This window comes from Acidobacteriota bacterium, from assembly GCA_040752915.1.
Classification (GTDB): Bacteria; Acidobacteriota; UBA4820; order UBA4820; family DSQY01; genus JBFLVU01.
Map to the genome: position 1 here is coordinate 1 of JBFMHB010000016.1, position 18,870 is coordinate 18,870.

The 18,870-nt window shown below is 68.1% G+C and carries 17 protein-coding genes; 11 read left to right on the forward strand and 6 right to left on the reverse strand.

Annotation, left to right across the window (positions count from 1 at the left end; all coding sequences use genetic code 11):
- Positions 1-253: 253 nt before the first annotated feature.
- Entirely contained in the window at positions 254-652 is a 399-nt protein-coding gene (locus AB1824_04675; GenBank protein MEW5764251.1) for a carboxymuconolactone decarboxylase family protein, read from the reverse strand.
- Positions 653-1,039: 387 nt separating this feature from the next.
- Here AB1824_04675 and rpmB point away from each other — a divergent pair, with 387 nt between their 5' ends.
- Positions 1,040-1,231: a 50S ribosomal protein L28 gene (gene rpmB, locus AB1824_04680; protein MEW5764252.1), complete on the forward strand. Its 192-nt coding sequence runs from the start codon at positions 1,040-1,042 to the stop codon at positions 1,229-1,231.
- Here rpmB and lpxB read toward each other — a convergent pair.
- Positions 1,200-2,366, reverse strand: coding sequence for a lipid-A-disaccharide synthase (gene lpxB, locus AB1824_04685; protein ID MEW5764253.1), 1,167 nt, complete (start codon positions 2,364-2,366; stop codon positions 1,200-1,202). The two genes, rpmB and lpxB, sit on opposite strands and share 32 nt — an antisense overlap.
- Positions 2,367-2,618: 252 nt before the next feature.
- On the opposite strand from lpxB, the gene AB1824_04690 reads away from it, so the two are divergent.
- Genes AB1824_04690 through AB1824_04705 form a run of 4 tightly spaced genes read left to right on the forward strand, consistent with a single transcriptional unit; the run spans position 2,619 to position 7,477 of the window.
- Positions 2,619-4,583, forward strand: coding sequence for a peptidyl-prolyl cis-trans isomerase (locus AB1824_04690; protein MEW5764254.1), 1,965 nt, complete (start codon positions 2,619-2,621; stop codon positions 4,581-4,583).
- Positions 4,584-4,596: 13 nt separating this feature from the next.
- Positions 4,597-5,622, forward strand: a complete 1,026-nt coding sequence (locus tag AB1824_04695; protein ID MEW5764255.1) for a PQQ-binding-like beta-propeller repeat protein — start codon at positions 4,597-4,599, stop codon at positions 5,620-5,622.
- Positions 5,619-6,548, forward strand: a complete 930-nt coding sequence (locus tag AB1824_04700; GenBank protein ID MEW5764256.1) for a glycoside hydrolase family 3 N-terminal domain-containing protein — start codon at positions 5,619-5,621, stop codon at positions 6,546-6,548. The genes AB1824_04695 and AB1824_04700 overlap by 4 nt, the downstream gene beginning before the upstream one ends.
- The gene (locus AB1824_04705; GenBank protein MEW5764257.1) at positions 6,545-7,477 is read left to right on the forward strand and encodes a diguanylate cyclase; all 933 of its coding nucleotides are present in this window, start codon (positions 6,545-6,547) and stop codon (positions 7,475-7,477) included. Before AB1824_04700 ends, AB1824_04705 begins: the two co-directional genes overlap by 4 nt.
- 67 nt (positions 7,478-7,544) lie before the next feature.
- On the opposite strand, the gene AB1824_04710 is transcribed toward AB1824_04705, so the two are convergent.
- The 3 genes from AB1824_04710 to guaB all read right to left on the reverse strand — a co-directional run bounded on the left by AB1824_04710 (position 7,545) and on the right by guaB (position 10,725).
- Positions 7,545-8,084, reverse strand: a complete 540-nt coding sequence (locus AB1824_04710; GenBank protein MEW5764258.1) for a hypothetical protein — start codon at positions 8,082-8,084, stop codon at positions 7,545-7,547.
- 25 nt (positions 8,085-8,109) lie between these two features.
- Positions 8,110-9,205, reverse strand: a protein-coding gene (gene prfB, locus AB1824_04715) for a peptide chain release factor 2 (GenBank protein MEW5764259.1) whose coding sequence is annotated in 2 segments (ribosomal slippage) — positions 8,110-9,138 and positions 9,140-9,205 — 1,095 coding nt in all. Because the reading frame shifts where the segments join, the coding sequence is not laid out codon by codon here.
- Between the two features lie 47 nt (positions 9,206-9,252).
- Positions 9,253-10,725, reverse strand: a complete 1,473-nt coding sequence (gene guaB, locus AB1824_04720) for an IMP dehydrogenase (GenBank protein ID MEW5764260.1) — start codon at positions 10,723-10,725, stop codon at positions 9,253-9,255.
- A 127-nt stretch (positions 10,726-10,852) separates the two neighbouring features.
- Between guaB and AB1824_04725 the strand changes: the two genes are divergently transcribed.
- Entirely contained in the window at positions 10,853-11,977 is a 1,125-nt protein-coding gene (locus AB1824_04725) for a DUF4388 domain-containing protein (protein MEW5764261.1), read from the forward strand.
- A gap of 131 nt (positions 11,978-12,108) precedes the next feature.
- Here the strand turns inward: AB1824_04725 and AB1824_04730 are convergent, their stop codons facing one another.
- Positions 12,109-13,854 (reverse strand): hypothetical protein, encoded by a 1,746-nt coding sequence (locus tag AB1824_04730; protein MEW5764262.1) that lies wholly within the window; start codon positions 13,852-13,854, stop codon positions 12,109-12,111.
- A 141-nt stretch (positions 13,855-13,995) separates the two neighbouring features.
- Between AB1824_04730 and AB1824_04735 the strand changes: the two genes are divergently transcribed.
- Genes AB1824_04735 through AB1824_04755 form a run of 5 tightly spaced genes read left to right on the forward strand, consistent with a single transcriptional unit; the run spans position 13,996 to position 18,859 of the window.
- Positions 13,996-14,622 carry a hypothetical protein gene (locus tag AB1824_04735; GenBank protein MEW5764263.1) on the forward strand — a complete coding sequence of 209 codons (627 nt, stop codon included), beginning with the start codon at positions 13,996-13,998 and terminating at the stop codon, positions 14,620-14,622.
- Positions 14,619-15,542 carry a bifunctional methylenetetrahydrofolate dehydrogenase/methenyltetrahydrofolate cyclohydrolase FolD gene (folD, locus tag AB1824_04740; GenBank protein ID MEW5764264.1) on the forward strand — a complete coding sequence of 308 codons (924 nt, stop codon included), beginning with the start codon at positions 14,619-14,621 and terminating at the stop codon, positions 15,540-15,542. The genes AB1824_04735 and folD overlap by 4 nt, the downstream gene beginning before the upstream one ends.
- A 41-nt stretch (positions 15,543-15,583) precedes the next feature.
- Positions 15,584-16,195, forward strand: coding sequence for a dephospho-CoA kinase (coaE, locus tag AB1824_04745; GenBank protein ID MEW5764265.1), 612 nt, complete (start codon positions 15,584-15,586; stop codon positions 16,193-16,195).
- The gene (locus AB1824_04750) at positions 16,182-17,546 is read left to right on the forward strand and encodes a TldD/PmbA family protein (GenBank protein MEW5764266.1); all 1,365 of its coding nucleotides are present in this window, start codon (positions 16,182-16,184) and stop codon (positions 17,544-17,546) included. Before coaE ends, AB1824_04750 begins: the two co-directional genes overlap by 14 nt.
- Positions 17,543-18,859, forward strand: coding sequence for a sigma-54 dependent transcriptional regulator (locus AB1824_04755; protein MEW5764267.1), 1,317 nt, complete (start codon positions 17,543-17,545; stop codon positions 18,857-18,859). Before AB1824_04750 ends, AB1824_04755 begins: the two co-directional genes overlap by 4 nt.
- Positions 18,860-18,870 lie beyond the last annotated feature (11 nt).

Below are 18,870 nucleotides of genomic sequence, written 5' to 3' on the forward strand. Positions count from 1 at the left end.
CGCCCCGCCACCGCCTTGATCCTGATGGGTGACTGGTGCGCGTCCTTCAGAGGCGCGACACCGAAGCCCGACGACGAGGGCGCGCAGCCACCGGAGCCCCAACGGCCTGGCCCTACGAGAAGGGTCCAAGGACGCGGCCAAGAGAAGAGGCCGCCAAGGAAAAGAGTGCCCGTTGACAGGGGCCGACTAATGGGTGACCCCTAGTCATGAGGACAACCCTCGCGACATGGACCTGGTCGGGCTGGACGCGGCCCTACGGGGCCTCCTCGCCCTCCGGTCCGGTGCGGTCGAAGACCTCCTGGGCGGCGAACATGGCGTTGAGGGCCGAAGGAAAGCCCACGTAGGGGGCCATGAGGAGGAGGATCTCCTTGATCTCCTCGCGGGACAGCCCCGCGTTCAGGGCGGCGTGAACGTGGGTCTTGAGCTGGGGCCTCGTGTGGCCGAGGGCGGTGAGGGCGCCAAGGGCCGCCGCCTCCCGGTATTTCGGATCGACGCCGGGCCGGGAGTAGACTTCCCCGAAGGCGAACTCCACGATGTACCGGGCCAGGTCGGGCGAGATGGCCCTCAGGCGCTCCACGGCGCGCACGCCCACCTCGCCGTCCACCTCCCTCAGCCGCCGCATTCCCCGTTCGAAGGCGCTTTCGTCGTTCATGGCCCGATCTCCCCCGAGGGCCTTCGTGAACAGGCCCTCTTGCCGCGTCACAACCCCTGCCGGATTCCGCGATGGAAAGGGCGAAACCTTCGAGAAAAGCTGTCTTTCACGAGGGAAACCCCGTTTTCTCCTCGACGGGGAGCGCCCTTCCCTCCCCGCTCCGCGGGCAGAGCCCGTGGAGCCTCACCCCACCCTTGGCGCGCCCTCGCCGAAGGCGCGAGGGCGCCCCGATCCCTTGATAGGTGAAGAAGGTCTTTCCTTCGGTTCATGGTTCCGCGCGCCTTCCGCGCCCTTTTTCTCGCTTCTTCACGGGATTGGGGCCCCTCCGTCCTCTTGCGCTTCGGCGTATCTTCTGGTATAAATGCGCTTTCGCGAAGGAGTTTCACCATGGCGAAGGTGTGCGATATCTGCGGAAAGAAGCCCTCCGTGGGCAACAACGTCAGCCACGCCCACAACCTCACCAAGCGGCGCTGGCTGCCCAACCTCCAGAACGTGAAGGCCGACGTCAACGGGACCACCAAGACCCTGCGCGTCTGCACCAAGTGCATCAAGGCCGGCAAGGTCCAGAAGGCCGTCTGATCCCCTCCACGAATTCGACCAGCGCGCGCGCCGCACGGGCGGAGGCTTGGCCTTCGCCCAATTTGTTTCGGACCTCCGCGGCGATGGCGGCGGCCCGGTCCTTCGCCTGCACCCCGTCCGCCAGCATCCGCTCCAGCTCCCCGCACACGCCCGGGCCCGTGAAAGCGTCCTGGATCCGTTCGGGGACGGCCTCCCGTTCCAGCACGACGTTCGGCAGACCCACCCTTGGGATTCTCACGAGGCGGCGGCCCACCTCGTAGGTGATCTTCTTCACGCGATAGACGATCACCTGCGGAACGCCCATCAGGGCGGCTTCGAGGGTGGCCGTCCCCGAGGCCACGGCGGCAGCGTCCGCGTGGCCCAGCACGTCCAGGTATTCGCCGGCCACCCGGCGGAGCGGACCGCCCGCGAAGGGTTCCCAAAGGGAATCGGGAAGGCCCTCCGCCCAGGGCACCAGCAGGGAGATCCCGGGCCGGCGCCCGGCGAGGAGGGATCCCGCTTCGGCGAGGATGGGCAGGTTGCGCCGGACCTCCGAGGCGCGGCTTCCCGGCAGCAGCGCCACCACGGGCTTGTCCAGGGGCAGTCCGTGCCGGCCGAGGAAGGCCCCCCGGGGGGAGGGCGGCCCGGCCAGCTCCGCGAGCGGGTGGCCGACGAACCGGACGTTCACGCCGCGCTCCCGCAGGAAGGTCTCTTCGAAGGGAAAGATCACGAGGCAAAGGTCCACCGCGTCCCTCAAGAACCGCGCCCGGCCCTTCCTCCAGGCCCAGACTTGGGGCGTGATGTAGTACACCACCGGGATCCCGAGGGCCCGCGCCTTTCGGGCCAGCCTGAAGTTGAAGTCGGGGAAGTCCACCAGGACGACGGCGTCGGGCCTCCGCGCGCTCAGCGCCTCCTTGAGGAGCCCCATGTCCCGCCAAAGGGAGGGGAGACGGGACAGGACCTCTCCGATCCCGACCACCGCGAGGCGCTCCATGGGAACGAGGATCTCGGCCCCCTCTCCCGCCAGGGCGGGCCCTCCGGCGCCGAACCAGGAGGCCGCGGCGCCCGTCCGGCCGAAGGCCCGGACCAGGGCCGCCGCGTGCCGGTCGCCCGAGTGCTCCCCGGCCACCACCATCAGGTTCCGCGCGTTCCCCATCAGGCCTCCGAAGCCAGTGTAGGGGGAACGATACCGCGAATCAATGAATCGGCGCGGCCTCGAGATGCCGGGTTCCACCCCGGGAGGAGAGGCCCTTTCGCCGGCCGGAACCCGCGGGAGGACCCTTGGCCGGACGACCCCTCTGGCCCCGCTCCGCCGCGGCGGCGCCGTTCCCCGCCGTGGGCCACAAGCCTTGCGCGGGGCTGGAATGGCGAGTAGAATGAAGTTCTTGCACTTTGGAGGACCGCCTCGATGAACGTGCTCAAGACCATGCGCACCATGGGATCGCTCAAGATCCTCCTCTGGATTCTCGTTTTCGCCTTCATCGCCGCCATGTTCACCATGTGGGGAGGCGGCCTGGAAGCCGAGAGGGGAGCCTCCATGTTCGGGCCGGAGTTCGCCGTGAAGGTCGGCGAGGACAGCCTTCCTCCCGGCGTCTTCCAGCTCCAGTACCGCTTCTACACAGAGCAGATGAAGCGGATGCTCGGGGATAACTTCAGCGACAGCTTCCTGAAGGGGGCCCCCCAGCGCGTGGCCGACGGGATGGCGGACCAGATCATCCTCGCCCAGCTCGCCAGGAAGTACGGCCTGCACGTGGGCGACAAGGAAGTGGCCGAAGCCATCCAGCGCATGTACCAGTTTCAGGATCCCGCCACCGAGTATCCGGAGACTCTCGCCAGAATGGGCATTTCCGCCTCGGAGTTCGAGGCGGTGATGCGGAACGAACTCGTCGTGGAGAAGCTCCGGAACTTCCTGACAGACGCCTCCTACGTTCCTCCGGAGGAGTTGAAGCGCCGCTTCGTCGAGGAGAACGAGAAGGTCAACGCCATGCTCGCCCTCGTCCCATCGGCCAAGTTCCTCCAGCAGGTGCCCCCCCCCACCGAGGCCGAACTCAAGGCCTATTTCGAGACCCGCAAGAAGGATTTGGAGGCGCCCGAGAAGCGGTCCATGGAGTTCGTCCAGGTCTCCGAGGCCTCGATCCGGCGGGCCATCCGGATCGACGAGGGCCGACTGAAGGAGTACTACCAGAGCCACCTCGCGCAGTTCTCCACCCCCGCGAACCAACGGCGCGCGAGCCACATCCTCATCCGCTCCTCCGAGGGCGAGCCGCCCTCCAAGCGCGCGGAGGCCCGGAAGCAGGCCGAGGAGGTGCTCTCCAAGGTCCGCGCGGGAGGCGATTTCGCGGTCCTGGCCCGCCAGTTCTCGGAGGACACGTCCAACGCGGGACAGGGCGGGGACCTCGGTTGGTTCCCCCGGGAGAGGATGGTGCCCGCCTTCTCCGCGGCGGTCTTCGACCAGGCCAAGACCGTGGGTGAGGTGCTGGGTCCGGTGGAGACGGCTTTCGGCTACCACGTGATCCGGCTCACGGGGATCGGCGGCGGCGCCAAGCCCTTCGACGAGGTGAAGGAGCAGGTCCGCCAGGCCATGATCCTCGGCGACCCCGCCTACCAGAATCAGACCAAGACGCTCCTGGAAGAGGCCCGCAAGGCCCTCGCGGAGGCGAAGGACGAGGCCGGCGTGAAGGCGGCGGCCGCCAAGTTCTCCCTGGAGGTCGTCAAGATCGAGAAGCCCTTCGCCAAGAAAGACACGATGGGCGCGCTGGGCCGGGACCCCAAGCTGGCTGAAGCGGTCTTCAAGGCCGAGGCGGGCAAGTGGTCGGAGGAGATCAAGGTCCGCGACACCTTCGTCCGCTTCAAGGTCCTCAAGGTGGAGCCCCCTCACCCCGCGGCCTTCGAGGAGGTTCGCCAGGACCTGGAGCGCCAGTGGAAAGACGAAAGGGCCTTCGAGCACGCCAGGACAAGAGCCACCCAGTTGCGCGCCGCCGCCGTGAGCGCCTCGGCCCTCGAATCCGAGGCGAAGGCCGCCGGACTCTCGGCGCAGGCTTCGGGGCTCATCAACGCGAAGGGCAGTCTTCCCGGAGTCGGGTTCGACGCGCAGTTGAATGAGGCTCTCTTCAAGGCCAACGTGGGCGACGTCGTGGGCCCCGTGAAAACCAAGTTCGCCTACGTGGTGGGGGTGGTGACCGAGAAGCAGGCGGCCGACCTGGCCGCCTTCGAGAAGCAGCGCCCGGAGTTCGACAGGACTCAGCGTCGCGAGGCCGCCACTCGTTTTCTTGACGACTACTTGGAATCTCGGAGGAAGGAGCTGGAGGCGGAGAAGGCCATCGAGTACAACACGTCCCTCATCCAGAAGCTCGAGCCGTCCGACCGCTCCTGAGCCGGCAAGGACCATGAGACCTCCCCGGATCCAGCGGAGGCTCCTGTTTGGCGCGGCCTGCCTCCTCATTGCTTCGGCGGCCTCGGCGGTGGGGCTGGGGCTGGACCTTGAGGTCCGCTGGCCCCCGGTGGTTCTCGGCGGAACCCTCTACCTCTTCGGGGAGGAGGGGAGGATGCAGATCCTCTCGCCCGGAGAAGCCGCGCCTCAGTGCTCCATGGCCCGTTTGGATCCGACAGTGGCTCCCGTGTCCTGCGCCGGGGCCGTGTGGGTCCTGGACGGAAAGGGGCTCCTCTGGCGGATCGCCGATGGACTCCCCAAGATCGAAGGAGACGGCTTGGAGGGCGCCGTTGCTCTGCTCCCGGGTCGTCCACGCCCTGCCGTGCTTTGCAGGGATCGGCTGATTCTCCCTTCGGGCGACGTCCGCACCCTGTCGTTTCCGGCCGCCTCCGCGAACGCCCTCGCCGACGGAGGTTGGTGGGTGAGGGGCGGGGAGGAGGCCGCGCGTTTCGGCCCCGAAGGGGACCTCCGCTGGACGTGGGCGCCCAAGAAGGGGTCCCCCGAGAGCGCCGTCCTCGCGGGAGACCGGATCTACACGGGGACCTCCTCTGGCGCGCTCGTGGCTCTTGCAGACCGGGACGGTCGGCTCATCCTGAAGTACCGCGCGGGAGGCGGTCTGACCGGTCCTCCAGCGGCCTCGGACGGACTCGTCTTCTTTGCCACGACGAACCACTTCGTGAGGGCCCTGCGGCCCTCGGGCCAGGTTGCCTGGCACTACCGGACCGAGGGGCGCCCCGCCTTCGGCCCCTGGAGAATCCCTCAGGGGCTCCTTCTGGCCGAAGCCGCCGGGAACCGCCTCGTCCTGCTCTCCCCCGCGGACGGAAAGGCCGTCTGGACCTGGAGGTGCCCCGAGGGGAGCCTGCTCATGGAGCCGGTTTTGGACGGCTCCCGGGTCTGGGTCCTGGCGTGGGGCTCCTCGCGGACGCCCTGGCTCCACGCCGTAGACCTTCCTTCCCCTCCGCCGTCCGGGGTTCCGAAATGACCCCCGCCCCCCTCTTCGTCACGCCGGACGGATGGGCCCCGGGGCGGGAGCTGGAGGGCTTCCTCCGAGAGGTCCGCCCGTATGGGGTTCTTCTCTTCGCCCGCCACCTCAAAGGCCCTTCCCAAGTGCGCGAGCTGTGCGCCTGTGTGCGGGAGGCTCTTCCCGAAGCGCCTCCCAGGATCGCGTTGGACCAGGAGGGCGGAAGGGTGAGCCGCCTTTCCGCGTTGGGCGCGCGCTACCCGGGCGCCTCCGAAATGAAAGGCGATGCCGCCCGGGTGGAGGCCCTCGCCTTCGAAATGGGGGAGCACCTGAAGGACCTTGGGTTCACGGATGACTTCGCGCCCGTCGCCGATCTCGGCCCCGCCCTGCCTGGAACGGGTCTGGAGGGGAGGGTCTACGGGGAAGAACCAGGCGTCGTCACGGAGTGCTGCCGGGCCTTTCTCCGGGGGCTGGAGCGCGCCGGAGTGCGGGGTTGTCTCAAGCACTACCCGGGATTGGGCGGGTCCCGAGTGGACAGCCACGTAGAGCTTCCCGTCCTGGAGGGAAGCGCCGAGGCCCGCAGGGACCATTTCGAACCCTACCGACGCCTGGCCGCGACGGCGCCCGCGGTCATGGTGGCCCACGCCGCGGCGGAGACCTACGCCGATCCCTCCCCCACGTCCCTGAACCGCGAAGTGTACGAAGAGCTGCGCGCCATGGGAGCGCGGGGCATCCTCCTCACCGACGATCTGTCCATGGGGGCTCTGGACGGGGTGGGTCCCCTGCCCGATCGGTTGCATGCGTGCCTGGAGGCGGGGGCGGACGCGGCCATCGTGGTGTATCCTCAGGAGGATGTCCTCGGGGCTCTGGCCCGGGCGCGGCGCAGCCCGGCCTTTGAGGAGGCCGCGTCCAGGCTGGCCGAGGTTTCGAAGAGGCTGAAGCCATGACCGGAAGGCGTCCTCCCTGCATCCTCATCGTGGACGATTCCCAGGGGCTCCGCGTCGAGATCCGGGAGATCCTCAAGGCGGAGGACCCCGAGACCGTCTTCCTGGAGGCGGGCGACGGAATCGAGGGCTTCCGCACCCTCTTGGACAACCCCGTGGACCTGGTCCTCTGCGACCTGGTCATGCCCGCCATGGATGGGTTCAAATTCCTTCAGATGCGGGCCTCGCGTCCGGAGCTGGAAAAGGTCCCCGTGCTCATCCTCTCGGCGGTGGACGAGGTGGACCAGAAGGTGAAGCTCCTGTCGGCGGGCGCCCAGGATTACATCGTGAAGCCCTTTCACCCGGGAGAGCTGGTGGCCCGGGCCGCCGCGCACTTGAGGAGGAAGATTCTCGAGGACGAGTTGAGGCAGAAGAACGCCCTCCTGCTGGAGCTCTCCACCACAGACGGGCTGACCAAGATCTACAACCGCCGCCACTTTCTGGAGCTCGCTCAGGCCGAGATGGAGCGAAGCCGGAGACTGGATCTCCAGCTGTCCCTCTTCATCTTCGACGTGGACCACTTCAAGGAGATCAACGATACGGGCGGACACGAACTGGGAGACCGAATCCTGGTTTCCGTGTGCGAGGCGGCGCAGGTCCACCTGCGAAAGTACGACGTCTTCGCCCGGTACGGGGGGGACGAGTTCACCGTCCTGTTTCCCCAGACGGCCCCCCAGAAGGCGCTGACGGTGACCCGGAGGCTGGAAGAGGCCGTGGCTTCCCTGTCCCCCGAGGATACGGGCGGTCGGGTGGTCCGCATCAGCGGCGGACTCTCCGCCCTGACGCCCGAGTGCCTCACCCTGGACGATCTGATCCGCTCGGCCGACGCCGCGCTCTACCGCGCCAAGCAGAAGGGCCGGGGCCGCGTGGTCCTGGCCTGGGACAAGGACTGAGCACCCGGATCCGCCGGGAGTTCGACGGTGTCCCGGACGCCCGTCCCCCGCGGTTCTTCCTCGCCGCTCACCCATCGCCTTCCTCCAAATCCACCGGGCGGTCCTGGGGAGGGCGCCCCTTTCTCCACCCGATGTGGAAGCAGTCGCGGCCCTTGATGGAGAGGAGGGCCAGCAGGGCGGCCAAATCCAGAGCGAGAACGAGGGCGGTGATCACGTTGAAGACCTTCAAGCCCAGGAGGGTCGCGGGGGGAAGCCGGTCGGAAAAGGAGTACCACATGCGAAAGGGGACCTGCGAGATCCCCACGGCGCTCTTGGATACGACCACGGCGGCGGAGTACGCGACGCCGCACCACCAACCCGCGGGGTGCCTCATGCGGACGACAATCCCCAGCGTGAAGAGCAGGACGGCCGGAACGGCGAACAGCAGGAGGAAGTAGGCGACGAGCCGCACGGGACTGGATGCGCCGAAGTGGCCCGTGCGGAGGGCCGCCAGGAGCAGGAGGGCGCCTCCGGCGCACCACTCCAGGCCCTTGAATTGAAAGTAAGCCCCCAGGGCCCGCGACCGGGTCGTGGGCTCGACGGGCTCGAGGGCGTCGGAGGGGTTCATGGGTCCTCCTTGAAAATCCCCGGCTTCAGGCCAGTCTCGCCTTGAGCGCCGCGAGGATGAAGGGATCGATGGCCCCGTCCAGCACGGCGTCGGCGTTGCCCACCTCGGTTTCCGTGCGATGGTCCTTGACGAGCCGGTAGGGCTGGAGGACGTAGGACCGGATCTGGCTTCCCCAGGCGATGTCCTTCTTCGAGTCCTCCAGGGCCTTGCGCTCCTTGTTGCGCTTCTCGATTTCGAGCTGGTAAAGCCTGGACTTCAGGATTTTCCAGGCGGTCTCGCGGTTCTGGAGCTGGCTCCGCTCGTTCTGGCAGGTGACCACGATGCCCGTCGGGAAGTGGGTGATGCGCACGGCCGTCGAGACCTTATTGACGTTCTGGCCCCCGTGGCCTCCCGCTCGGTAGATGTCCACGCGCACGTCCTTGTCGGCCACTTCGATCTCGATTTCCTCGTTCACCTCGGGCGAGACGTAGACCGAGGTGAACGAAGTGTGGCGGCGCGCGGCGGCGTCGAAGGGCGAGATGCGCACGAGCCGGTGGACGCCGCTTTCCACCTTGAGGTACCCGTAGGCGTAGTCGCCCTTCACGAGAAAGGTGACGGATTTGATTCCGGCCGTGTCCCCGTCCTGGTAATCCCAGAGGTCGACCCCGTAGCCCCGACGCTCGGCCCATCGGACGTACATGCGGTAGAGCATGAGCGCCCAATCCTGGCTCTCGGTTCCGCCGGCCCCGGGGTGGATCGTGACGATGGCGTTGTTGATGTCGAGTTCGCCGGAGAGGAGAGCCTTGACCTCCAGCTCCTCCACGAAGGGCCGGAGCGCCTCCAGGGTGGACCCGAATTCGGCGCCCGCGTCCTCGCCCGCTGCTTCGAACTCCAGGAGGGTGTCGAGGTCTCCCAGGAGCCGCTCCAGCCGGGCCAGGTCGTTCATCCGTCCCTCAAGGGCTCGCTGCTCCTTGAGCAGTCCGGCGGCCCTCTGGGGGTCGTTCCAGAAGTCGGGTGCGGCGGTCAGGGCGTGGATCGAGTCGAGGCGGGACCGGGTGCCGGCTTCGTCAAAGACAGCCCCGAAGATCGATGGACTTCTCCCTCAGGGTCCGGTATTCCTGCTTGTGCTCTTCCAGAATCATCGCCCACCTCTGCGGCTCGGGACATCCCATCCCGCGCCGGCGAAAGCCTAGTATTCATCCTTCATGTAGTTGGGCGCCTCTTTGGTGATCACCACGTCGTGGGCGTGGCTCTCCCTCAGGCCCGCCGTCGTGACCCGCATGAAGCGGGCCTTCCGTCGGAGGTCCTCCACCGTGGAGCTGCCCGTGAGCCCCATGCCGGAGCGGAGGCCGCCCATGAGCTGGGTCACCACGAACTCGAGCGTGCCCTTGAAGGGCACCATCCCTTCGATGCCCTCGGGCACCAGTTTGGAGAGAGGCGCCTCGCCTTCCTGGAAGTACCGGTCCGCGGAGCCCGCCTTCATGGCCGAGAGGGAGCCCATGCCCCGGTAGGCTTTGAAGGTGCGGCCCTGGTAGAGGATGGTCTCCCCCGGCGCCTCCTCCGTGCCCGCGAAGAGGCTGCCGATCATGACGGAGTGGGCGCCCGCCGCGAGGGCCTTCACCACCTCGCCAGAAAACCGCACGCCGCCGTCGGCGATGATGGGGACGCCGCTCTTGGCCGCCTCCCGGGCGCACTGGCTGATGGCCGTGATCTGCGGCACCCCCGCGCCCGTGACGATGCGGGTCGTGCAGATGGAGCCCGGACCGATCCCCACCTTCACGGCGTCCGCTCCCCGGTCGATGAGCGCGCGGGTCCCCTCCGGCGTGGCCACGTTCCCCACGATGAGCTGGGCTTCGGGGAGGGCCTCCTTGAGAAGGGCGGCGGCGTCGAGGACGGCCTGGGAATGGCCGTGGGAAGAATCGAGCACGAGGGCGTCCACGTGCACGCCGAGGAGGGCCTGGGCCCTCTCCACGATATCGGGCCCAACCCCGAGGGCCGCTCCCACCCGGAGCCGGCCCATTTCGTCCTTGCAGGCGTTGGGGAACTTGATCTTCTTCTGGATGTCCTTGACGGTGATGAGCCCCTTCAGGTGGTACTGGTCGTCCACAACGAGGAGCTTCTCGATCTTGTACTGCTGGAGGAGCCTGCGGGCCTCCTCGAGGGTCGTGCCCACGGAAACGGTCTTGAGGTTCTCCTTCGTCATGAGGTCGCTCACGGGAAGGTCCGTCCGGTCCTCGAACCGCAGGTCCCGGTTCGTCAGGATCCCCAGGAGCCGTCCGTCGGGGGCCGTCACGGGCACGCCCGATATGCGGAACTTCCGCATGAGATCGAGGGCCTCGCTGACCTTCCGCTCCGGGCCGATGGTGATGGGGTTGGTGATCATCCCCGCCTCGGAGCGCTTGACGCGGTCCACGTCCTCCACCTGCCTCTCGAGGCTCATGTTCTTGTGGATGATGCCGATCCCACCCTGGCGGGCGATGGCAATGGCCAGGCTCGCCTCGGTGACGGTGTCCATGGCGGCGGAGACGAGGGGGATGTTGAGCCGGATCTTGCGTGTCAGGAAGGTGCCCGTGTCCACCTGCTGGGGATGCACGGTGGAGTGCGAGGGGACCAGCGTGACGTCGTCAAAGGTCAGGGCGAGGGACGGCGTTTCTTCCAGCATGCCTCGGCTCCTTTAAAGCCCTAAGAATACCGCAGGTTGCGGCAAATGAAAAGGTCGGCGGCGCCGGTCCGGGGTCCGAATTGCGCGGGCGCCTTCGGGCGTTTACCATAGGGCGCTGGGAGGGCCCATGGGCCTCGAAGGCAACCTCCGAACCATCGTGCTCTCCGACGTGCTCCAACTTCTTTCGTCGAGCCGAAAATCGGGGATCCTCCACGTCCGCAACGTGCAGGGCGTCGTAAAGAAAATCTACTTCAAGGACGGCGCGATCTATTCCACCGCCTCGTCGGACCCCCGCGAATATCTGGGCCACTTCCTCATCAGCCGAGGCTACCTGTCCGAGGAGCAGCTGAACAAGGCGATGGAGACGCAGCTCCAGACGGGGATCAAGCTCGGGAAAATCCTCGTGATGGTGGGGATCCTGGAAGAGGCGGAGCTCGCGGCCATGCTGACGCTGAAGGCCGAGGAGACGCTCTACGGCCTCTTTCTTTGGGAGGACGGGCAGTTCGTCTTCGAGGAGGCGGACTCCGCCCAGGAGGACATGTTCCACATCTCCCTGGACGTCACGTCTCTCATCATGGAGGGCATACGCCGGAAAGACGAATGGGGAAGGATCCGAGCCGTCTTCCCCACGAGCCGGACGGTCCTTCGCCCAACCGGAGAGCCGCCCGACGCGGGCACGGCGCCCTCGGGGTCGTTTCTCCACCGGGTCTGGAGAGGATTCGACGGCCAGAAGTGCATCGCCGACGTGGCCCTCGATCTCCACGCCACGGAGTTTCAGGTCTCGGAGGCGGCCTTCCGGCTCCACGCCAAGGGGCACCTCGAGACGGCCGGCTCCCGGGAATCCCCGGACGAGATCACCTACACCTCCATCCAGAGGCGGCTCCTCGAGGAGGCCGCCCTGGCGCTGGAGGAGCGCCGGTTCGAGGAGGCGGTTCACCTCTACCGGTACCTCCTGCGGACCATGCCCGACGACGAAGAGGTCCACCGGGGCCTGTCCATGGCGGAGGGGGGCGCCTGCCAGGTGTACTTCCGCGACGTGGTGCCCCTCTCCACGGTCCTCGTCCTCGCCGTTCCCATGGACCGGCTCGCCGCCGAGGACCTGTCTCCCCAGGAGGGGTTTCTGGCCTCCCGGGTCAACGGCACCTGGGATGTGGCGTCCATCCTCAAAGTCTCCCCCCTCACCGAACCCGAGGCCCTCAAGGCCTTCCGGAAGCTCCTGGAGAAGGGGATCCTTCGCCCGAAAGGAGGGTGACGGCTCCGCGCGCGGCCATCCCCCGCCCCGCCCCGGTTTCTCTCCCCTTGCCACCGCCCGTGCCCCGCGAAAAGGGCCACCCGCACCGCGGGTGGCCCAAACGCCCCAAAAGGGGCTTCGGGGGAGGGCAATCAGAGGGCGGGTCCGGGGGGCTCCTCGGTGACGGCCGGGCGGATCCCGTCGGTGTCCGCCTTCAGGTGGAGGGGCTCACCGGGAAAGCGGGCTTCCGCCTCCAGCCCGTCGCCGCGGGTCCGCCACGTCACCACCGTGAGCGAGGAGGCCTTCTGGTTCCACAGGACGGGGTCGACCACCACCCTTCCTGAGGCCTGCCCCTTGAGCGAGACGAATTCCTGGTAGGCCTTTCCCGCCGGCTGGCTCGTGCCCAGGGCCCACTCGGGATCGTTCGTCACGACGGCGTAGCCGCCGGCTACGAGGAAGACGGGAGCGCCGTCCCCCGCGGGCCCTTCCGACTTCCACCTCCACAATCCGGCTCCCTTGTATGCCTCGCGCTGGATCGGGAACTGGGAGGCGATCTTTGTGGTGAGGATGTCTTCCAGGCGCCGGGCGTCGCGAAGGGAAACCAGAAACGCGGCGCGCTTGTGTCCCGAGTTTGGCCCGGCGGAACCGAGGACGAAGGACCATTCGTCGCCGATGGTCGGGAGGACGTCGTTCGAGAAGGAAAGGCCCAACCTGCCCTCGGCGGCGCCGATCCCCGCCCGGATCCAGCCCATTTGATCGGGGGGCAGGGCATTCTGGAGTTCGTCCATGGCGGTCTTGTAGAGCCCCGCCGGATCTTTGCCGCCGCCCCAGAGGTAGATTTCTCCGTCCCGGGGGAGCCGTCCGCTCGTGTCGGGAGTTCGCGCTCCTCCCTCGGCGAGGATCCTCCAGAGGCCCGTGGGGGGATCCCCGAAGCCTAGCCACATTCGAGTCCGCCAGCCCTCGGCCTCGCCCTGGACGGGCGGGCCCGTCCAAACACCCAACGGGCCTACGCTCTCCGGGGCGAGCAGCTTCTGCGCGGGGGAGGCCAACGCCTTCAGAATCTCGCCCCCCATCTTGCCCATCCCGAAGGACGGTTCGGCGGGCCTGTCCGGAGGCGTCTCCTCGGGCGCCTTCGGGCCGGCTCCCGGCGTTTCCGGGACCACCGTACCCTTTTCGACGGGGGCCTTGCCGGACTTGACGGCGGCCAATTCCTTGAGGGCCTGGCCGAAGAAGCCCCTGGCCGCGTACAGGACCGCCCCCTTGTCCGGTTGGAGGTGGGCGAGGGTGCGTTTGAAGTCGGCGTCGGCGGAGAGCCGGTCTCCCTCGGGAACGAGGACGGCCCGGGCCGATTCAAGGCCCGTGGCGAAAACGCCCCAGTTCTCGCCCACACCGTAGAAGAACTCGTCGAAATCCCCATGCCGGTTTCCGGCGATTTCCGCAACCTTGAAGAGGCGCACGCCGCCGGACTCACCGGCGGGCGTCACGTCCTTCACGTGTTCCTTCAGGAACGCCTCGAGCTGGGCCGCCTGTCCGGGGGCGAGTTCGATGAGGCCGGCGACCTGGAACTCGGAGCCTGCCTTCCAGAGGCCGATGGCGAAGGGCTGTCCCGCCAGGACCGTGGGAAGGTCCGTGGGCCGGACGGGCTGGGAGGCCCAGACCTGGCCGAGCACCTGGAGCATCGGGTCCTGGCCCCGGGCGGCTTTGGCCGCTTCCGCTTGTTCGCGGTCGATGGTGAGCCACTGGCCCAGTTCACGGATCTCCGCGAAGACCAGGGTGCTTGCGGGGAACCGGTCGGCGAGGCCGCGGTAGGAGCCGGTCCCCCGCTGGCTGTACCAGTATCCCAACAACCCGATCAGGACGACGCCGGCGAGCACCCAGAGCCAAGCAAACCTTTTCATGGTCACCACCTCCCGCGGCCACACAGGGACGTATACGGCGAAGAGTCTCAGGGAGTTTTCGAGCCCCTCTCCATGGATCAAGGGGCCTATTGGCAAGGGCACGCGGAAAGTGTATCCTTTTGATGCACCGCGGAGGGCCGCATGGACCGAAGAGCTGGATGGACGGGGCTGGCCATGGCGGCCTGGGCGGCGACGGTGGTGGCCTCCCAGGTCATTCAGGTGCTCGTGGGACTCTCGCCCGATGGCAAGGCCAAACTGCCCCAAGGGGTCCGTCTGGAGGGGAATTCATTTGTGGTCGAGGACGCGGCCATGGAGGTCCGGGTCTCCGCCTTGGACCCGGCCGGCCGGGCCGGCTTCTTCGCCGGCCTGGGCCTCCAGGACCCGTTCCGCGACGTCCTGCCCGAGGAGAACTACGTCTTTTTCAAGGTTCGGTTTGAGAACCGCCACAAGGAAGAGGACCTCTCCTTCTCCCCCGTCAACACGCTGTTTGGAAACGCGGCCGCCCTCGACGAGGTCCGCCTCTACCAGACCTTCTACCGGGACAAGGCGGGGCAGGAAAAGCTGGCCGCCGCGGGAAAAGGCCTCTTCGTCAAGACCCTGATCCTCCCCCCCGGGACCCATATCGAGAGGCTTCTGGTCTACCAGTACGACGATCCCTACCCGGTGCGGAAGATCCCCCTCATCTTCGGAGGGATCCTCCAGGGGCGCCAGGGCAAAGATGTGGAGTTCCCCTTCCGGGCCACCTTCAAGAAGGAGAAGAGACGATGACGGCGGGCATCCTGGACGGGAAGAAGATCGGGGAAGAGATCCGCGCCGAGGTCGCCGCGGCGGTCAGAAGCCTCCGGGAACGCGGGTTCAGGCCGCCCGGGCTGGCTGCCGTGCTGGTGGGGGACCATCCCGCGAGCCGGGTGTACGTGGGGTCCAAAGTCAAAGCGTGCGCGGAGGCGGGTGTCTTCTCCGAGAAGATCGAGCTGCCCGTCTCCACGACGACGGAGGAGCTCCTGTCGGTCGTAAACGCCCTCAACGGGCGCGAGGACGTGGACGGGATCCTGATCCAGTTGCCCCTCCCGCCTCAAATCGAGGAGGAGGCGGTCCTTCGGGCCGTGGATCCCGCCAAGGACGTGGACGGATTTCACCCCGTGAACTTCGGCCTGATGACCCTCGACCGGCCCGGTTTCGAGCCCTGCACCCCGGCGGGCGTGATGGAGCTTCTCAGGCGTTATGAGGTGCCCCTGAAGGGACGCCGGGCCGTGGTGGTCGGGCGCTCCCATATCGTGGGCAAACCGATGGCCCTCCTGCTTTTGAGGGCCCACGCCACGGTGACCATCTGCCATTCCCGGACGCAGGACCTCGCCGCCGTGTGCCGGGAAGCCGACATCCTCGTGGCGGCCATCGGCAGGACCGCTCTCCTGACCCACGACCACATCCGGGAGGGGGCCGTGGTCGTGGATGTGGGGATGAACCGCGTGACGGATCCCGAGGAGGCCCGCCGCCTCTTCGGAAGCGACGAGAACCGCGTCCGGATCGTTCGCGAGAAAGGTGGGACCCTCGTGGGCGACGTCTTGCCCACGGCCATGTGGGAGAAGGCGTCCTTCTACACGCCCGTCCCCGGAGGGGTGGGCCCGCTGACCATCGCCATGCTCCTGTCCAACACCCTGAAATCCGCCCGCCTCCGGTTGGGCGCCTGATGGTGCAACGGTCAGGGGAGGCGACCCGGGGAGGTGGCTCCTTGTTCCACGCAGGTCTCACCGGAGGAATCGGGTCCGGCAAGTCCACCGTGGCGCGGCTCTTCGCGGAGAAGGGGGCGATCACGCTGGATGCCGATTGCCTGATCCGGGAGATGCTGGCCCCCGGCGGCCGGGCCGTGGCCGCCGTGGCGCGGGCTTTCGAGGGCGTGGAGGGCCCCGACGGGGGCATCGACCGGAGGGCGCTGGCCGACCGCGTTTTCGCGGACCCCGGCGCGAGGAAGCGCCTGGAGTCCATCCTCCACCCCCTGGTGGTGAGCGAGCGTCGGAAGAGGCTTGAGGCGATCCGGGAAGAGAGGGGAGAGGACGCCATCGTGGTGTCCGAGGCGGCCCTCATCTTCGAAGCGGCGACGGCGGGGGAGTTCGACGCCACGATCCTCGTCACGGCGCCCCTGGAGGTGAGAAGGGAGCGCCTGCGCGCCGCCGGCTGGCCGGATGGCGAAATGGACCGGCGCGCCGCGGCCCAATGGGGCGACGAGCGGAAACGACCCCTGGCCGATTTCGTGGTGGACAACGGGGGGGACCTGGACCGGACGCGCCGAGAGGTGGACCGGGTGTGGGAAAAACTGAGGGAGCGGAGTCGTGCGCGTGGATGAAACCGAAGTCGCAGACCTCCTGGCGAAGGCGTCCGGAGGGGACGGCGGGGCCGACTTCTTCGCTCAGGTCCGGAGGAGCCTCCGGGTGGCGTGGGAGAGGGGCGGCCCGTCGGAAGCCTCCGCCGGGATCGACGAGGGCGCCGGCCTTCGCTACCGGCTCGGGAATTCGGATCGGTACGCCTGGTGCGACGGCCTGGACCCTTCCCGACTCGCGGGCCTCTTGAGCCAATCCTCGGAGGCGGCCGCCCCCGGGGCGCCGGTTCCCCGGGTCACCCCCCCGAAGGAGGAAGCCCTGGAAACCCTCGAGCCCCTGGAGTCCGCCCAGGAGTGGTCGGAGGTCCTCGCCGTCGCCGAGTCCGCCGCCCTCCGAAACGCGCCCGCGGGGGCCGAGTTCTCGGCGGTGGTCCACCGGACCCGGGAGAGGATCTGGTCGGCGCGGCCAGGAGGGCCCCTCGTCACCGAGGAGAGGTTTCGCGGCATGGTCTACCTTCGGGTCGTCGCAAGGAGATCCGGCCGGGTGAGTCAGGCCTCGCGCGTGGTCGCCGCGGGAGGAGCGCCCGGCTCCTGCCTGGCCCGGCTGGAGGCCGGGGCGGTTCAGGCCGCCGAATGGGTCCGCCGCCAGGGAGAAGGCGGCGCGGCGCCCCAGGGGGAAGTCCCCGTCGTGCTGGGTCCATGGGCCGCAGGGGTGGTCCTTCACGAGGCGGTCGGGCACCTCCTCGAGGCCGACCGCGCGGAGGATGGGTCGGGCCCCTTCGCGGGCAGGATCGGAAAGCCCGTGGCTCCGGAATGGCTGCACCTCTTGGAGGAGGGGCCCGATCCGGAGGACGGCCTGGGAGGGTTGGACGACGAAGGACGGGCGGTTCGCGAATGGCCCCTGATCGAGGGCGGGGCCTTGCGCGGCTTCCTGACCGACGGCGCCACGGCGGAGAAGCTCGGCCTCCCACCGTCGGGCCATGGCCGGCGGGAATCCTACCGTTACCCCTGCCTGCCCCGAATGCGCCGGCTGGCCCTTCGGGCGGCCTCTCCGTCGGGCGCCCTCGAGGACAGCCTGGACTTCGGGCTCTGGGTGACAAGGGTGGGCGGGGGGCGCGCGGCGCGCGGAGGAAGCGGAGTCGCCTTCCCCGTCACCGAAGGGTTCCTCGTGAGGAATGGGAGGGCGGCCGAACCCGTGCAGGGAGCCGTCCTGCAAGGGACCCCTCAAGAATGGCTTTCGGCCCTCGAAGCGGCGGGCGATGAGACCGAGAAGACGCTGGGAATCAGCCTCAAGGCGGGGCAGAGCGTGGCGGTGTCAGAACGCATGCCGTCGCTCCGGTTCAGGAAGCTGAACGTGCTGGGGGTGGAGACGTGTTGACGAAGGCGCTGCTCCTGATACGGGAGGCGGAGACGGCCGACGCGCTGGCCTCGTGCCTCCCTCTGCACTGGGTGGAAGAGCGGGCGGAGAGCGGGGAGGACGCCCTCGCGCGGCTGGCCCTGGGAGGGGTGGAGATCATCTTCGCCGACCTGGATCAGCCCGGCGTGCGGGGCGAGAACCTCCTCTCCCAGTTGCGCACGCTCGCCCCGTGGACGCCCATTCTGGTCGTCCTCAGGGAGGACCGGAGGCAGGACGCCGGGGCGCTCCTGGCCCGGGGTGCCTCCGAAGTCCTGCTCACCCCCCTGTGTCCGCCGGAGGTCCGCGTGCGCATCGAGGGCGCCCTGGCGCGGTCCCCACGGCGGCCCTCCCAGCCCTTGGCCAAGTCGGAGGAGGCCATCCTCATGGGCCAGTCTCCGGCCATGATCGGCGTGCGGGAGCAGATGGCCATCGTCTCCCCCACGGAAATCCCCGTGCTGGTCCTCGGCGAATCGGGCACCGGACGCGGCGTCATCGCCCGCCAGATTCATTTTCAGAGCCCGCGCAACAAGGGGCCTTTCGTCGTCGTCAACTGTCAGGGGGTCCCGGAAGACCTTCTGGAGAGGGAGTTTTTCGGCGAGGCCCGGGAGGACGGCGTCCGGGGACAGATCGCGGACGCGAGCGGCGGCACCCTTTTCTTCGACGAAGTGGGCGATCTTCCGCTGGTCTTCCAGGCGCGCCTCATCAAAATCCTGAAGGACCGCGAATACCTGCCGCAGGGTGGAACCCTGCCCAAGGCCGCCAACGTACGCTTCATCTTCGCCTCCTCCAGGGACCTCGCGGCGGAGGTGTCGGGCCAGCGGTTTCGCGAGGACCTCTTTTACCGGATCCAGACGTTCCCCCTCCGGGTCCCGCCGCTCCGGGAGCGGTCGGAGGACATTCCGCCCCTGGCGGGAACCTTCCTTCAGAGCTACTGCCGGGAACTAGGGAAGCCCTTCGACGGAATCGCCGAGGAGGCCATGGATTGCCTCCTTTGGTATCCCTGGCCAGGGAACGTCCGGGAGCTCCAGACGCGGATGCGCTTCTGCGCCCTCTACCTCAAAGGGGGACGCTTGAAGCGGGAAGACCTGCCCTTCGAATTGCAGGGCTACTCGGGACGCGGAGTGGGAAGCTACGCCCATGCCCGGCTCCAATTCGAGAGGGAATACCTCACCCGGCTGCTGAGAAAGCATCGGGGCAACATCAACCGGATGGCCCAGGAGTCTGGAAAGCAGAGGGTGGAAATCTACCGCATGCTCCGCCGCTGCGGTTTGAACGCGGCCAAGTTCCGCGCCTGAGGAGAGGGGAC